This is a genomic window from Vibrio sp. TAP-3B (assembly GCF_057784735.1).
In genome coordinates, this window is the sequence record NZ_CM173495.1 from 381,535 (window position 1) to 398,523 (window position 16,989).

The following is a 16,989-nucleotide window of genomic DNA, read 5'->3' on the forward strand; positions in this document are numbered from 1 at the left end:
GCTTAACATACGTACACAGTTAACTGGGTAACTTAGGTACATTAATAGTCGTTATGGAAAAGAAAATGTATAAAAAAGGTAAATCCATCTTCTTGTTACTGTTAGCCGTTGGACTGGTTGGCTGTTCAACTGCTCCGGATGAAGCAGCAAGCGGAGAAGAAACAAATCAAGCGACTTCTGATGTGTATGATCCGTTGGAAGGCTTTAACCGCACGATGTGGGATATCAACTACGATTATTTAGATCCGTACTTAGTACGCCCAGTATCACTGGCGTATGTGAACTATACGCCAGTACCAATCCGTACTGGTATCGCCAATTTTTTATCCAACCTAGATGAGCCATCTAGCATGGTGAATAATTTAATCATGGGAAACGGTACTAAGGCGGTGGATCATTTTAATCGATTTTGGATTAACTCGACGTTTGGTATTTTCGGTTTGCTTGATATCGCAACGGCAGCGGGAATTACAAAGTACGATGAAAAAGCATTTGGTGATGCCGTCGGCCACTATGGGGTCGGCAATGGCCCATTTTTTATGCTGCCAGGTTATGGTCCTTACTCTTTGCGTGAGGTGACTGATACCGTCGATGGTATGTATCTCCCTCTTTCTTATCTGAATTTTTGGGCTAGCTTAGGGAAGTGGGCGTTTGAAGGTATGGAGAAGCGTGCATTGCTCGTTCCGCAAGAGGCGCAATTAGATTCCTCACCAGACGCATACATTCTAACGCGTGATGTTTATATTCAGCGCCAAAACTTTAAAGCAGAAAGAGAGACTGTTGAAAAAATAAACGTTGAAGAAGAAGCTTACTTAGATGAATATTTAGAAGACTTTTAAACGCGTTTGTGCACGTAATAGCAAGATATAAAAAAGGCTTAGCAGCAATGCTAAGCCTTTTCTGTATTTGTTGCTTGCTTAGAAGCGGTAGTTTGCTTGAACGCCAATTAGCCAAACATTACCTGTCGTTTCACCAACGAATTGACCGCCGACTGCTTCTGCAGCGTCGTCTGACGAGTAGCCACGAGATTCAACGATTGGCGCATCTTTCGCGATGATGTATGTGAAACCGGCGTCTAGGCTCAGATCTTTATTCCAATCATAGGTTGCGCCGATGCTTAGCCATGTACGGTCAGTTTCTGGGATAGTGATCGTACGGTTTTTATCGCTTACCGCAGACGTATCATAAGCAATACCAGTACGTAGCGCTAACTTTGGTTCAAGTTGGTAAGTAGCACCAACAGCAAAGCGATAGTTATCTTCCCAGTTTTCTACTTTAACCATATGCGTGCCAGCGGTATCTAAACGTGCTTCCAATTTCTCGAAAGAGCTCCAATCCGTCCAGTTGAAGCTTGCATGTAGCGCCAGTTGGTCTGTTACTTGGTGGAAACTTGCCAACTCAGCCGTTGCAGGCAGGTTTAGGTACATATAGCCGTTATCACGCGTCTTATTTGGGTAAACGGTACCAAAGCCAAATCCAAGACCTTCAGCATGGCCTTCAAGCTTCAGTTCAACTTCGGACTTGTATGAGAAACCGATACGGTTATTGTCATTGATCTGCCATGCAGTACCAACTTGCCAGCCCCAAGCGGTATCGTCACCTTCCATGTATTTTAGAGCGGTACCTTGAGGTTGGTTTAGTGCGTTTATTTGTGGGGTTGTCGCACCAAAGCTGCCTTCACCGAGGATGTAACGAACACCACCACCAATGCTGATTGATTCATGAATTTTGTAGGCGGCGTTTAGGTTCGCTTCCATCGTGGTTACACTTGCTTCGTTACCGAAGTGTGAGGCACCAAAGCCTTTGCCGAGGTCGGTTTCCATGCCGTAGTTGGTGCCAAATGCCAAACCAATCGCGAATTTGTCATTGTATTGGTGGGATAGGTAGAAGTTTGGAATGATTGCATCATGGGCGAAATCATCTGAAGATGCAGAAGAAGTGCTACCGTGGAAGTTTACATCACCTTTCACATCAATGTTTGGGTTTACATAGATTGCACCAACGGACACTTGAGTGCCTTCCAAATAAGTTAGCATGGCAGGGTTACGCCATTGTGCACTTGCGTTGTCAGCCATTGCTGCTTCACCAGCGTATGCACGACCTAGGCCTGTTGCTGAATATTCAGCAAGTTGGAAACCTGCCGCGTTAGCCATGCTTGTAGTGCCAAGTAGGCTCAGTGCCACTGCTGTAGATAGAAGAGTCTTATTGGTTTTCATTCTTATGTTCGCTGATTTGTTTATAACGTGGGGACAAAGTTTACGTTTAGAGTGATCACTTTAAAAATGAAAATCCGATAAAATCGTGTTTTTAGTTGAATTGTCTGTCCATGAGATTTTATCTAGTGGATTTATCCAACTGTGAAAACACTGTGAAGGAATTTCAGCGAACAGTTGTGCGTCATAATTGCCAGTTTTAGTACAGGTGTTCACTCAAATGAAGCAGGCAGTAAATGGTAGATAATAAAAAAGACTGGTAATCCAGTCTTTTATATCGAGTGTTTTTTCTATTCACTCACTACTGCGAACTTAGAAGCTGCGGCTGTATTGTAAGCCGAATAGAATTGCATCCGCGCGTGTTGTTGCTGACAAGCTCGAGATGTTCTGAGGGCTTTGAGCGTCACTTGGGTCGTACATTGGATTCGGTGTTGATTCATTTACATCAACATCTTTACCCATTAGGTAGGTAAAGCCAAAGTCGACATTTGATTTACTATTAATGTGATAAGTAAAGCCAGTAGAGAACCATTGGCGATCTGAATCAGGAACGGAAACAGACGTTAAGTCAGCTTGAGCGCTCGTGTCGTACATATAACCAGCACGCAGTGTCCAGTTGTTGTTTAGGTAGTAAGTACCACCAATGGCGTAGTGCCAACCGTCCTGCCATTGATACTGTTTGTTGTACGTTGAACCTAAAGGTGAACCTTTTAGGTTAGAGAACTCAATTTGATCAAAGGTTTCCCAGCCAATGTATTGGAGGCTGTAGTGCACGGCAAAGGGAGTGTCTTGGATTTTGTGGAAACCTGAGAACTCGGCCATACTTGGTAGCGGCAAAGCTATCTTTTGGCCTTTATCGTCTTTCGCTTCCATTTCTGGGCTGTGACGGTATGCAAGACCAAAACGGTTGTTTTCATCCATCTCGAACACAGTACCAACGTTGAAGCCTACCGCCCAACCATCAGCTTCATCGACATTAACTAGCGTACCTAGTGCCGCATGTTCACGTTTCATGGTGCCTTGACCGTAGATTAGGTCTACGCCTGCACCGAAGCTCCATTGATCATTTAAGCGGTATGAACCTACTAAACCTAAGTTGAAACTCTTAACGTCAGTTAAGCCACCATATTCTTTTGCAGCAAAGCTATTATCGAATTCTGTCTTAGTGCCGAAGTTAGAGTAAGCATTTACGCCCCATGCAAACTTGTTATTAACAGGAACGATTAGATGAATGTTCGGTGCAATAGAAGTATCGCCAGCATCATCATAATTAGAGTCAACGGACTTGAAAAGTGTTGGTACAGCTTGGCACGATGCGCCGCAGTATTTCGCATCTTTCACTTCAATCATGGAAGTAATGCTTTCAAAACCAAGCGACAGTTCCATTTTATCAAATAGCGCCATGGCTGCTGGGTTACGAGCCATTACAGAGGCGTTATCTGCGATTACTGCATCACCAGCAAATGCACGGCCGATGCCTGTTGCTGATTGGGCGTTGATTTGGAAACCTGCTGCCATCGATTGACCTGAGGCAAAAGCTACCGTGACGGCTAGGAGAGTCTTGTTAAACAGACGCGTGTTCTGAGTCATTTATTTTTCCTTATTAGATTCGTCTCTTTGGACGATAAATTGAGCTTTTGCTCAGTTGCGCAGATAGTAGTATCAACAAGGAGTTAGACAAATCCGACCATTGGATAAAAGTGAATAAAAATTGCAGAAATGATGTCTAAATGAAGGGAAATTGCTCTCAAATTGCATAAATTAGAGCTTTAGCTCTAAATGTTAAGGGTTAATGAGTGAATGGTTTATCATGGATAAAAAAGCCGCCAAATAGGAACATTTAGCGGCATTTCTTAGATATTAACTTGGTAGCATCGAATGTCTTACATGGGTTTGATCATTGGGGCAAGGGTGTTGGCGATAGCATCGACATCTTCACTGCCTTCTCCAATTAAAATGAGACTAGAAGTTCCGATGGGATGGACGATTCCTGTCATACCGTCTTGGTTAAAGTTGACACTTTGTTCACTCGAAATACCAGTCATAAATAGCGTAACCTTACCTTTGGGGCCTTGGAATACCATGTGCACGGCGTTAGAGTCACCAAAACCACAGTGATTTAAATAGTAAACGTGATATGGGAAGTTCTCGCTAAACTGATAATGAAACGGAGACATTTTGGCGTTAATTTGCGAGCTTGGAACGCCTTCATTTATATGTCGGATAAATGGTTCTTCATGAATCACGTGTTTAATCGCGGTATCTGCAAGGCTGGCTTGCGCTGGAGAAACAAGGACGTTGCCCCAATTTATTTGGCCAACCAGTAATCCAGCGGTAAAAGCAACAGAAGCCGCAAGCGCCATCGCTTTGCGCACAAAGTTTGGTCTAACCACCTTCTTGTCATCAAGCACGCTGGATGTCTGACTGAACAGAATCTTATCAGCAAGATCTTCAGGAACATCCACATTCATGGCTTGTTTAATCTTTGTGTCGAGACCCAAAACGTCATCAGCAAACTTATTATTGGCCTCATTGCCAGCCAAAGCTTGCAGAATCTCCTCATCCTTCTGTTTTGGATCCGACAAAATACGACGACGAAATTCTAAATCATCCATTTTTTTGTCCTCTTTTAGTATCTTGAGAATCCAACATCTCTTTCAGCTGATTGCGAGCACGAAATAGTCGAGTCATCACCGTATTTTTATTCAAATCGAGGATGCCTCCAATTTCTTCTCCGCTAAAACCTCCTACAACTTGCAGAAATAACGGTTCACGGTATTCAACGTCTAATTTCATGATTTGTGCTTGCAGCCACTCTTGTTGATGGTGAGGATCATCGCTGACCTTAGCATCGTTGCCATAATCATCGATATCCACTAAATCAAATTGTTTGCGTTCGAAGCGGCGCGCATTTTCTCGTCTTAGTATGGTAATAAGCCAAGATTTGGCAGCTTTTTCATCCTGAAGACTATCGAGAGACTTCCAAGCTCTAAGGCAGGTTTCTTGAACCAAATCTTCGGCTACGGCTTTATTTTTGCACAGCCAGTATGCGTAGCGGTACAAGTCTCGGTGATAACCCCGGACGAGCGCTTCGTATTTTCTTTGCTTGTCCATATCAGAGTTGACCGGACTGTTGGACTTTTTCTTTCCAAACATTGTTAATATGGCCACAGGAGCCTCCATCCTCGCTCTGCGAATTTATCGATCTTATGAGCAGATTTCCTCACTGCCCAATATCGCTAAGACAGCATTGGGTGATATATCAAGTTTATACGCAAAAGCCACCAATAGGCATACGTGCGATGGTAATAGGTGTTAATAATATCATTATCTATTTATCAATGACTTAGTTAAATGAGTATGAGTTACGATTTATCAACGATTCACATGACTACGGGGTCATACCGCAACGCATCTTGAAGAGGGCTGCGTGAAGTGCGCGCTTAGCCATCGTTCGGAGAGCTGAGTGATTCGTGTATAGATGCATTCAGTGATCGTAAAATCACTATAAAATTGATCTATTTCAAAATATCGAGCCGTGAAGGGGTTATAGTACATCTTGTCATCTCGTTAGTCATTGCGACTAGCATGTTGAGCAAGATGACACTTCCTTTTGAAGGCTGACTTTACTTTCTCCTAATCAGGAAACTGATTAATTTTCAATTGGCGTAAGTTAATTGTTTTATAGATATTCCGACCACACAGTTCTGTGTGGTTTTTTTTTGCCTCAATTTTATCTTAAGCGCACTTCCCGTCGTTATTACTCTCTATAGTTAATCAGGTTATATTGCAAAATAATCAATGCACTAAAGTGATTGATCTACTTGCTTCACGTTTATTTAAACGCACGTTTGATAAATTTAACAACTTGGTTACAATAAATCAGGTCAGACCTCTTGTATTTAAGGAGAAACAATGGGCAAGCAGGAAGTAAAAACACGTAATGGTGAACGTGTTGCTATTGTCGCAGGGCTTCGAACGCCCTTTGCTCGTCAAAGCACGGAATTTAGCCAAGTGCCGGCGGTGGATTTAGGTAAAATGGTAGTAAGCGAAATGCTTGCTCGCACAGATATTGATCCAACGTTAATCGAACAAGTGGTATTTGGACAAGTGATACAAATGCCTGAAGCACCGAATATTGCACGAGAAATTGTGCTTGGAACGGGGATGAATGTCCACACTGATGCTTATAGTGTGACGCGCGCGTGCGCCACTAGTTTCCAGGCGGCGGTAAACGTTGCAGAAAGCATCATGGCAGGAAACATTGATATTGGCATCGCGGGCGGTGCGGATTCTTCTTCCGTGCTGCCGATTGGTGTGTCAAAGAAACTTGCCGCTAACCTACTTGCTCTGAGCAAGACAAAAACGCTAGGTCAAAAACTTAATATCCTAAAAAACCTGAACTTCAAAGATTTAATGCCCGTACCACCTGCGGTAGCTGAATATTCTACTGGTTTGTCAATGGGGCAAACGGCTGAGCAAATGGCTAAAACGCACGGTATTTCCCGTGCGGATCAAGATTCATTGGCACACCGTTCCCATACTTTAGCATCGCAGGCCTGGAAAGAAGGCAAAATCCAAGGCGAAGTGATGACGGCGTTCCCAGAACCATACAAAAAGTGGATTGCAGAAGACAATAATGTCCGTCATGACTCAACGGTTGAAGGGTACGCAAAATTGCGTCCGGCATTTGACCGTCAGTATGGCAGTGTTACTGCGGCGAATAGCACACCGTTAACCGATGGTGGCGCGGCAGTGATGTTAATGCGCGAGGGAAGAGCGAAAGAGCTCGATTTAGAGGTATTAGGTTATATCCGAGGTTATGCATTCTCTGCAATTGGTGTTGAAACCGACATGTTGATGGGGCCTTCTTACGCAACGGCGAAAGTGTTGGAAAATACGGGTCTAGAGCTTTCTGATCTGACGCTGATCGACATGCACGAAGCGTTTGCTGCCCAAGCCTTAGCGAATGTGAAGATGTTTGCTTCAGATAAGTTTGCTCAAGAGAATCTAGGCCGTTCGAAAGCGATCGGTGAAATCGACATGGATAAGTTCAACGTGCTGGGTGGCTCAATCGCTTATGGTCACCCATTCGCGGCGACAGGTGCGCGCATGATGACGCAAACCCTACGTGAGCTGAAACGCCGTGGCGGCGGTATTGCATTGAATACCGCATGTGCAGCGGGTGGTCTTGGCGCGGCAATGATTCTGGAGGTTGAGTAATGAGCGAGCAAAAAGCATTTAGTCTAAAAGTTGATGAGCAGAACATTGCTTGGTTAGCGATTGACGTACCTAATGAAAAAATGAATACGCTGCAGGCAGCTTTTGCTGATGAAATGAAAGAAATCTTTGCTCAGCTAAAAGACGCCAGTGGCATCAAAGGGATGATCATCCATTCCCTAAAACCGGACAACTTCGTCGCGGGTGCCGATGTTCGCATGCTAGAAGCGTGCACCACCGCAAGTGAAGCAGAAGCACTAGCGAGGCAAGGTCAAGAGCTATTCCAGCAGCTATCAGACTTACCATATCCCGTGGTTGCTGCGATTCATGGCCCGTGTTTGGGCGGTGGCTTAGAGCTGGCTCTTGCATGTGATTATCGTGTTTGTACGGATTCAGATAAAACGCGTTTAGGCCTACCAGAAGTACAGCTTGGCTTACTGCCAGGTTCTGGCGGAACTCAGCGCCTGCCCCGTTTGATTGGCTTGTTACCTTCATTGGACTTAATTCTGACGGGTAAACAGCTTCGTGCAAAGAAAGCCAAAAAGCTGGGTGTGGTCGATGCCTGCGTACCTGATACTATTTTGCTTGATGTTGCGAAGCAATTTATCGAAAAAGGTAAAAACAAAGACAAGAAAAAGCAGTCGACCAAAGAAAAAGTGATGTCGGGTAGCGGGTTAGGGCGCAAGTTTGTGTTTGAACAGGCAGCGAAGAAAACTAACCAGAAAACCCGTGGTAACTACCCTGCAACGGTCGCGATTTTAGACGTTATTCAGCATGGTTTAGAGAAAGGTTTCGCCCAAGGTCAAGAGCTTGAAGCGAAACGCTTCGGTGAGCTTGTGATGAGCTCTGAATCAAAAGCGCTACGTTCGATCTTCTTTGCGACAACGGAAATGAAGAAAGAAAATGGTACGGATGCGAAACCTGCGCCAGTTCATAAAGTTGGCGTGCTGGGCGGCGGCTTGATGGGCGCAGGAATCAGCCATGTGTCTGTTGCAAAAGCGAAGGTGCTTGTTCGCATCAAAGACGTCAGCAACGATGGCGTTCTAAACGCACTCAACTACAATCACAAGTTATTTGAGAAACAGCGTAAACGCCGTATTCTATCCAAAGCCGATCTGCAAGCGAAAATGCTGCAACTGTCTGGCGGTGTCGACTTTACCAGCTTTAAACATATTGATGTCGTAATTGAAGCGGTTTTTGAAGACTTAGATCTTAAGCAAAAAATGGTGGCGGATATTGAAGCGAATGCCAAACCAGAAACTATTTTTGCGACCAATACTTCTTCGTTGCCAATCCACAAAATTGCAGAAAAAGCCGAGCGTCCAGAAAACGTCGTTGGTTTGCATTACTTCAGCCCGGTAGAAAAAATGCCGTTGGTGGAAGTGATTCCGCATGAAACGACGTCAGATGAAACCATTTCAACAGTCGTTGCACTTGCTAAGAAGCAAGGTAAAACTCCGATCGTAGTGAAAGACAAAGCGGGCTTTTACGTGAACCGCATTCTTGCGCCATACATGAACGAAGCGGCGCATATTTTGCTGGCTAACGAACCGATCGAAAAGATTGATACGGCGCTGCTTGATTTTGGTTTCCCTGTCGGCCCGATTACCTTGCTTGACGAAGTTGGTGTCGATATTGGCGCGAAGATCATGCCGATTTTGGTCAACGAGCTAGGTGAGCGGTTCAAAGGACCTGACGTGTTCGATGTCTTGTTAAACGATGGACGTAAAGGCCGAAAGACTGGTAAAGGTTTCTACACTTACAAAGGCAAGAAGAAGGAAGTTGATAAGTCCGTCTACAAGCTGCTTAAGCTCGAGCCTGAATCTAAGCTGAGCGATAACGATATTGCGCTGCGCTGTATACTACCAATGCTGAATGAAGCGGTACGCTGTTTGGATGACGGCATCATTCGCTCGCCACGTGATGGTGATATTGGCGCGATATTTGGTATCGGTTTCCCTCCATTCTTGGGTGGTCCATTCCGTTATATGGATCAGTTTGGCATTAAAGAACTGGTCGAGAAAATGAACGAGTTTGCATCCAAGTATGGCGATCGTTACGCACCGTGTGATGGCTTACTCACTCGAGCTGGTGAAGGGACCACGTTCTACTAAACATTGCTTCGGTAAAGAAAAAGGCTTGCACTGGCAAGCCTTTTTTATACTTAAGACGTAGTTACTTTTTCTTGTCTTGCTTATCTTTCCTTGCTCTCAGTATTTCCTGCATTATGACTGAGAGCTAACTTAAGCTGATTAGCCTTACCCTAAACCACAGTCTTTTGGTCTGAGTTGAAACTCTTCAATAGAACCTATTTCTTGACCTAAGTGAATGCGAGGTGCGTCTAAATGCGCTTGACCCTGAGAGTGCATAACCAACCGATTCGCTGTACGAGGCTTAAGTTCATTAACAACAAAGCGAATCATGTCTGCTCTTGTCAGTTTCTTAAGCTCAGCCAGAACTTTTTCTCGTTGATTAAACTCAGTATCTTTATTACCAATTGCAACCCAAAGACGCTGAGCACGCCCACGGAGTGTTGTATCCGGTGTTGATATTTGGTTCCATAACCCGCGTTTACTGCTGTGCCATTGATAATCGTTGAGTTCTAAAAGCACCATGTAAAAAGCATTTAAAAACTCATCGATGGACGTGACCAGTTCAGACGGCGCGGCATTGGGAGACTGCACATAAAGTACTATGCCCGGATGGCGATTGAGTGGCATATTGCCCGTCCCCACCATATAACCAAGTTGTTGTTTGGTGCGAATCTCATGAAAGAACGTCGCGGACATTAAGTGGTTCGCCAATGAGTAAAGCGCAATATTACGTGGTTCAATATCTTCGCATTGGTGGTAAATCACAACCGCTGAGTCTTGTTGTTTACAGTGCACTTCACGCTGGAAGCTACCATTTTGACCAAGCATCACGAGTGGACGTAGCGCTTCTTCATAGCGTTGCTCTTTTACTCGTAACGCATCTTTTAATGTTTTTGCCATAGCGTGCGCTTGCTGACGTTGCCAATCACCGTACACGAACATTTCGACGTGCAACTCAGCAAGAATCGATTGGACGAAAACCGAGAGTGAATCGACTTCAATGTCTTCTAATGCTTCTGCTAATGTCGCAAAAGGAGGGTTATTGGGCTGAAGTAGCCCCGTGAGTGCATTAAATAGTTGGGAAATAGGACGATCTTGCGAGGCATTGCGCCAGTTACGCAGTAGCTGCTGCTTGATAGTCTCAAAGCGAGTAGGGCTGAACTCCCGAGCAGCGAAACGATGCAGGATCATTTCTAGCAGCTGAGGCAGTTTTTGGCTGAACCCAGAGAGAGTCAAGGTGACACCACCTTGATGAGCGTACATGTTGTAGCCCATTCCTGCTATCTCGGCTTGATACGTTTCTTTTGCGAGTGAGTCCAAAAACATTTCCACACAAAGACGCGTTTTGACAATGTTTTTTGGGGACGCAACGGCGTGAGGGCTATCAATGGCAATGTATAGAACACCTTTTGGCACGCGGAATTCATCATCTTGTAAATGCCATAGGCGAAAGCCGTCGAGAACTTCGATTAACTCCGGCAGTGAACTGCCATTTTCAAATGGCATTGGATCTAAGCCATAACAAATATAAGGGTTCTTATCAGGTAAGAGGAACTGCCAGCCAGGATCGATTTGTTGGTAGAAGCGGCGTTGCTCTTGACTAAAAGGCGTGACGGAATACGGAGTAAAGTACCACTCGGCAGTGCGATTGTATTCCAACCCTTTTGCAATCAGTGTTACGCGAACATTGTCGATGGTTAAGTATTGCAGCAACGCACGTTGTAGTTCTTCATCATAGCCAGCCATTTTGTAATCACCATAAATAGTATCTTCTGGCTGATAGTGCTGCATGTTGATAACAAGGTGACTGACCAAGTCCATTGGGCGCAAAGGCTCTTGAAAGCGAAATGCTGATTCTAATACAGCTTGTTTTTCAAGGTAGCGCCATTCGTCCATGCCATCTTGTTTTATCATGGAGAGGTATTGAAAAACCGCCTGAATGATATCGTCAACATGGTCGAGGCCGTTTGGCGTTAATGTGCAGCTTACGGTGAAGTCACGATAGTTGCTGCCGCTCGCCCCGCCACCTGCAGAAAGCGAAGTAATCCACCCTTCGTTTTTTAGTTGGATCATTAAGCTACCCTCACCTTCATAGCCTAATAAATGCGCAAAGTAGGAGAGCGGTTTAATGCCGTAATATTTATCCATACCTGGCATCGGGAAGGTTAAGATTAACTTGCGAAACTCTTTAATTGGTTCAACTTGAACTAAAATCCCGGTACTGTCGTTGGTACTAATCGGTACATCAATCGATTTACCACGTAAATGGTGATTTGGGATTTGCGAAAACATGGTTTCTACCCACGCTTGCTGTTCATCAAGCGATTGTGGACCAAACAGTGTGAGCGTCATGAGATCGGCAGAGTATTGAGAATGATGGAATGCGACAATTTCATCACGAATGGATTTTCCGTCACTATCACCTAGGGTCTCGAGATTCCCAACCGAAAATTTAGAGAATGGATGGGCGGGGTTGATGACTTCTTTATTGACCTGATATAAGCGGCGAGCGTCATCATTGAGTTTGAGTTTGTATTCCGAGTCAACGGCCAGACGCTCTTTGTCTAACGCTTCTTCGTTAAACAGTGGTGCGGTAAAGAATTGGCTGAATCGGTCTAAAGCATTTTCAAAGGCACTGGGGGCGACGTCAAAAAAGAAACAGGTGTGTTCTGTCCCCGTCCAAGCGTTATTTGTTCCTCCATGCTGGCTAATATAGCTTTGAAATTCGCCCACTTTAGGGTATTTTTCCGTACCCAAAAAAAGCATGTGCTCTAAATAATGTGCCAGACCTTGGCGTTCATTGGGGTCGTCGAAGTGTCCAACGTTCACTGCTAGAGCCGCTGCTGATTGTTGAGCAGTATCGGAATGAATCAGCAGTACGCGCAGATCATTGCTCAACGTAATGTAGCGGTATTGATTTGAATCGTTAGGACTTAGATGCACGACGCGTCTCCAGATTTCGCATTACAGTAATTATGAATCCCTAGTGGGGTTGTGCAAAGTTTGCGTTTTGATAAATACGGCTTGGCGCGTTTTGGTCTTTGTAAGACTTTTGCACAGGCCCATGCATTTGCATATGGGAATAGAACGGTTTGTGTTGAACGCACCAAGTTCATGAAACGATTAATGACAATGATAAACTCGGTATATTCTTTTGATAGATTGTTAAGAAAGTCGCTATCTTTAACAAGCGAATTGGTATAATGAACAGATAATTATATCAGTATTTTTGTTTCGTCATCATTAAATTAGCCTCGTTTATCTTATAAAGGTAGCACTCAACCTTTTGGTAGCGTTAGCTATCCCTAGGAAATAACATGAAAATATTCATTATGCGTCACGGCGAAGCCGAGCATTTTGCAGATTCAGACGCAGCAAGACAACTGACCCAAAGAGGCAGACTAGAGTCAGAAGCCGTAGCCCGAGCTTGTAAAGAGCAAGGGGTTGCTCAATTTGGCAAAGTACTGGTGAGCCCGTACCTGCGAGCTCAGCAGACATGGGAGGAGATCAGCGCCCACTTCGACGCAAAAAGCATCGACACTTGTGAAGATATTACGCCATATGGTCAATCTGAGCATGTATTTGATTTTGTGAGTGCATTGATTGAAGTAGAAAAGCTAGAGTCGTTACTGCTTGTTTCTCACTTGCCGCTTGTCGGCTATCTCACATCAGAGTTTGTGCAAGAAATGACGCCCCCCATGTTTCCGACATCCGGTTTGGTGTGCATTGAATACGAACCGCAAACACAACGCGGTGAAGTACTTTGGCACATAACACCGTAAGTCAGAATGTCATGCAGCGAAACAGAAGGCAGGATTAACCTGCCCTTTTTTGTTTTGACGTGAATTATTTCTCTGGTATTGAGAGTAGGACCAACAAGGCACCATTGCCACCAAACTCAAGAGGCGCTTGGTGAAACGCCATCACGTCTGGGTGCTGAGCCAACCAGAGCGGTGCTTTCTTTTTTAAGATATGTTTACCAATCCCGTGTTGAACACACGCACAGTGAATTTCGTTTTTGACGCAATAAGCGATCATCGCACCGAGTTCACGTTTTGCTTCTTGTTGCGTCATGCCGTGCATATCGAGAAACACGTCAGGAGTATACACGCCACGACGTAGACGTTTGACTTCATAGGTGGAGACGTCGTCACGAGCATAACGAGTCGGACCTTCTTCATTTAATCGAGGAACAAACTCGTCGGAAAAATAAAACTCAGAGTCACTCGCTTCACGGTTGGAGCGCTTGATTTCTTTTTGTTTAGTATTTTTTTTTGGTCGCTGGATTATGGTATCCTGTCGCAACTTTTTTACGCCCTGTACTGCTTCCTGAAACAAGGCGAAATCGTCATCGTATTCGGTGTCTTTTTTGCTCATTAGGTAAACAATTTCATTCATAAACTTAATTAGCAGTATTGTAGCGCTTTTCGGAGGCAATTTTGGATAAGATTTTTGTAGAAGAGGCGGTGTCAGAGCTGTATACCCTTCAAGATATGATTCGTTGGACGGTAAGTCGCTTTAATGCAGCGAACCTGTTTTACGGTCATGGTACTGATAATGCGTGGGATGAAGCGGTGCAGCTTATTCTACCAACCTTATACTTGCCGATTGATGTGCCTCCACATGTCTTGAACTCTCGTCTCACCACCAGCGAGCGTATGCGTATTGTCGAGCGTGTTGTTAAGCGTATTAATGAGCGCACCCCAACCGCTTACCTTACCAACAAAGCGTGGTTCTGTGGTCTGGAATTCTTCGTCGATGAGCGTGTACTTGTGCCTCGTTCTCCAATTGGTGAATTGATTCAAGCTGAGTTCCAACCTTGGTTGATAGAAGAGCCTGCTCGCATCATGGATCTGTGTACAGGTAGCGGCTGTATCGCGATTGCATGTGCTCACGCATTCCCAGAAGCAGAAGTCGATGCAATTGATATTTCTACAGATGCGTTGCAAGTGGCTGAGCAAAATGTTCAAGACCATGGTATGGAGCAACAAGTATTCCCAATCCGTTCAGACTTGTTCCGTGACCTACCAAAAGAGAAGTACAACCTGATTGTGTCTAACCCACCATATGTGGATGAAGAGGACATGAACAGCCTACCAGACGAGTTCACCCATGAGCCAGAGCTTGGCCTTGCTGCCGGGACTGACGGTCTGAAATTGGTTCGCCGTATTCTAGCCAATGCTCCGGATTACCTAACTGACAGTGGTATTTTGATCTGTGAGGTTGGTAACTCAATGATTCACATGATGGAACAATACCCACAAATTCCATTTACTTGGATCGAATTCGAGAACGGTGGTCATGGTGTATTTATGCTGACGCGAGATCAACTAGTGGAATGTGCAGAAGAGTTCAAACTGTATAAAGACTAAAATATTGTGAGCGAAATATCGAAACACCGAGCCCTGTGCTCGGTGTTTTTTTATGCGCATTTATTCTTTACATCAAAACGTAATAAAGCCACTATGAAACCATGAAGAATTGAAAGCAGTTGCGCCTTGGCTTGACGGGCGTAGCGAAACAAACTTGAGGAAGTAATGGCAGGAAACAGTATCGGACAACATTTCCGAGTGACGACATTCGGGGAAAGTCACGGTATCGCACTGGGATGTATCGTAGACGGATGTCCTCCGGGATTAGCAATTACAGAAACAGATCTGCAAACTGATCTTGACCGTCGTCGCCCCGGCACGTCACGCTACACCACACAACGTCGTGAACCGGACGAAGTAAAAATTCTTTCTGGCATTTTTGAAGGTAAAACCACAGGAACTTCAATAGGACTCTTAATCGAAAATACCGATCAAAGGTCTAAAGATTATTCTGAGATCAAAGACAAGTTCCGCCCAGGGCATGCTGATTATACTTATCATCAAAAATACGGCATCCGTGATTACCGTGGAGGCGGACGTTCGTCTGCTCGTGAAACCGCCATGCGTGTCGCGGCCGGTGCGATTGCGAAGAAATACTTGAAAGATGAGTTCGGTGTGGAAATTCGTGCATACTTGTCACAAATGGGTGACGTTTCTATCGATAAAGTCGATTGGAATGAAATCGAAAACAACGCGTTTTTCTGCCCAGACGTAGACAAAGTCGCGGCGTTTGATCAACTCATTCGTGACCTGAAAAAACAGGGTGATTCTATTGGTGCCAAAATTCAGGTTGTCGCAACTAATGTGCCTGTGGGGTTGGGTGAACCTGTATTTGATCGCTTAGATGCGGACATTGCACATGCCTTAATGAGCATCAACGCAGTAAAAGGCGTAGAGATCGGTGACGGCTTTGATGTCGTCAACCAAAAAGGCAGCCAACACCGTGATCCACTTTCACCACAAGGATTTGGTAGTAATCACGCGGGTGGCATTCTTGGAGGGATCTCTACTGGGCAAGATGTCATCGCAAATATTGCGCTTAAACCGACGTCAAGTATCACCGTTCCGGGTGACACCATCACCAAAGAAGGTGAAGCAACTCAATTGATTACCAAAGGTCGTCACGACCCATGCGTTGGTATCCGTGCGGTGCCCATTGCAGAAGCGATGCTCGCGATAGTCGTGATGGATCACTTGTTACGTCACCGTGGCCAAAACCATGGCGTCACAACAGAAACGCCGATGATTTAAATTTAGCTGTGAATTTCACGAAAATAAAAGGCTGCTCAATGAGCAGCCTTTTAAGTCTTGGCTAATATAAAAATCACTCAGTGGATGGAACCTTCAGTTTCTAGATGGAACGAAGGTAAACGCCATTTAAAGCGAACTGCCGCCATACGCAACATATAACCAGTAACAAGCGTGATGCTGGTGGCCGTCACATCGGTTACATTAAACTCTAAAAGTGTTAAGTACAGACCAGATGCAATAAGAGCGACAGACGCATAAAGCTCTTCGTGCAATACCAACGGCGTTTGACGACAAATTAAATCTCGAAGTAAGCCTCCAAATACACCGGTGACGAGCGCAGACACCATGCAGATCCCGAGATGCAAGCCCATGTCCATAGCAATCTTAGTACCGATAATACTAAATACGATCAAACCAAGTGCATCAAGGCGGATGAATAAGCCTTTAAACTTGATGACCCACTTAGCCAAACCGGTCGTTAGCACGCCAGCAACACACGTAATTGCCAAAAACTCTGGGTTCTTTACCCAACCAAGAGGATAATGCCCTAATAAGATGTCTCGCACAGTGCCACCACCAATAGCCGTCGCACTTGCCACTAACATGACACCAAACCAGTCCATCTTTCTTCTACCAGCGCTTAACGCACCTGTCATGGCTTCAGCCGTGATACCAACGATATACAACACACTTAGCAACATATCGGAACACTCAAAGTAACAATGACCACGTTCTACAAAAGAAGGGTAGAAGCAGTAACAACACTTACAAAAGGCTCTATCATTCTTAAAAAGTGATAAAAAGCCACAACATGCCTATAGTCAAATTGCTTATAAAACA

Annotated in this window: 13 protein-coding genes; 6 read left to right on the plus strand and 7 right to left on the minus strand. The window is 44.7% G+C overall.

All coding sequences use genetic code 11. The features are described from left to right. The first annotated feature begins 65 nt into the window (after nt 1-65). A complete protein-coding gene (locus AC3D28_RS01925) occupies nt 66-839 on the plus strand; it encodes an MlaA family lipoprotein (RefSeq protein ID WP_488535358.1) in 774 nt (257 codons plus the stop codon). Nucleotides 840-917: 78 nt separating this feature from the next. Here AC3D28_RS01925 and AC3D28_RS01930 read toward each other — a convergent pair whose 3' ends face one another. The 4 genes from AC3D28_RS01930 to AC3D28_RS01945 form a co-directional block, all read right to left on the minus strand. After that, the gene (locus AC3D28_RS01930; protein WP_488535359.1) at nt 918-2,216 is read right to left on the minus strand and encodes an outer membrane protein transport protein; all 1,299 of its coding nucleotides are present in this window, start codon (nt 2,214-2,216) and stop codon (nt 918-920) included. Nucleotides 2,217-2,525: 309 nt separating this feature from the next. Beyond that, nucleotides 2,526-3,803 (minus strand): outer membrane protein transport protein, encoded by a 1,278-nt coding sequence (locus tag AC3D28_RS01935; protein ID WP_488535360.1) that lies wholly within the window; start codon nt 3,801-3,803, stop codon nt 2,526-2,528. Between the two features lie 293 nt (nt 3,804-4,096). Beyond that, on the minus strand, nt 4,097-4,828 hold the full coding sequence (locus tag AC3D28_RS01940; RefSeq protein ID WP_488535361.1) for a DUF3379 domain-containing protein: 732 nt from the start codon (nt 4,826-4,828) through the stop codon (nt 4,097-4,099). Next, complete coding sequence (locus AC3D28_RS01945; RefSeq protein WP_098416119.1) at nt 4,821-5,396, minus strand: sigma-70 family RNA polymerase sigma factor; 576 nt, start codon at nt 5,394-5,396, stop codon at nt 4,821-4,823. Before AC3D28_RS01945 ends, AC3D28_RS01940 begins: the two co-directional genes overlap by 8 nt. 732 nt (nt 5,397-6,128) lie before the next feature. Between AC3D28_RS01945 and fadI the strand changes: the two genes are divergently transcribed. Continuing rightward, nucleotides 6,129-7,436: an acetyl-CoA C-acyltransferase FadI gene (fadI, locus tag AC3D28_RS01950; protein WP_488535362.1), complete on the plus strand. Its 1,308-nt coding sequence runs from the start codon at nt 6,129-6,131 to the stop codon at nt 7,434-7,436. Next, nucleotides 7,436-9,547, plus strand: a complete 2,112-nt coding sequence (fadJ, locus tag AC3D28_RS01955) for a fatty acid oxidation complex subunit alpha FadJ (RefSeq protein ID WP_488535363.1) — start codon at nt 7,436-7,438, stop codon at nt 9,545-9,547. Before fadI ends, fadJ begins: the two co-directional genes overlap by 1 nt. 144 nt (nt 9,548-9,691) lie before the next feature. Here the strand turns inward: fadJ and AC3D28_RS01960 are convergent, their stop codons facing one another. Then, nucleotides 9,692-12,469: an insulinase family protein gene (locus AC3D28_RS01960; protein ID WP_488535364.1), complete on the minus strand. Its 2,778-nt coding sequence runs from the start codon at nt 12,467-12,469 to the stop codon at nt 9,692-9,694. A gap of 374 nt (nt 12,470-12,843) precedes the next feature. On the opposite strand from AC3D28_RS01960, the gene sixA reads away from it, so the two are divergent. Further along, entirely contained in the window at nt 12,844-13,308 is a 465-nt protein-coding gene (gene sixA / locus AC3D28_RS01965) for a phosphohistidine phosphatase SixA (RefSeq protein WP_488535365.1), read from the plus strand. A gap of 64 nt (nt 13,309-13,372) precedes the next feature. Here the strand turns inward: sixA and smrB are convergent, their stop codons facing one another. After that, nucleotides 13,373-13,903 (minus strand): endonuclease SmrB, encoded by a 531-nt coding sequence (smrB, locus tag AC3D28_RS01970; RefSeq protein ID WP_098416430.1) that lies wholly within the window; start codon nt 13,901-13,903, stop codon nt 13,373-13,375. A gap of 62 nt (nt 13,904-13,965) precedes the next feature. Between smrB and prmB the strand changes: the two genes are divergently transcribed. Continuing rightward, nucleotides 13,966-14,898 (plus strand): 50S ribosomal protein L3 N(5)-glutamine methyltransferase, encoded by a 933-nt coding sequence (gene prmB / locus AC3D28_RS01975; RefSeq protein WP_488535366.1) that lies wholly within the window; start codon nt 13,966-13,968, stop codon nt 14,896-14,898. Nucleotides 14,899-15,063: 165 nt separating this feature from the next. Then, nucleotides 15,064-16,149, plus strand: a complete 1,086-nt coding sequence (gene aroC, locus AC3D28_RS01980; protein WP_098416113.1) for a chorismate synthase — start codon at nt 15,064-15,066, stop codon at nt 16,147-16,149. Nucleotides 16,150-16,226: 77 nt separating this feature from the next. Here aroC and AC3D28_RS01985 read toward each other — a convergent pair whose 3' ends face one another. After that, entirely contained in the window at nt 16,227-16,850 is a 624-nt protein-coding gene (locus AC3D28_RS01985; RefSeq protein ID WP_488535367.1) for a trimeric intracellular cation channel family protein, read from the minus strand. Nucleotides 16,851-16,989 lie beyond the last annotated feature (139 nt).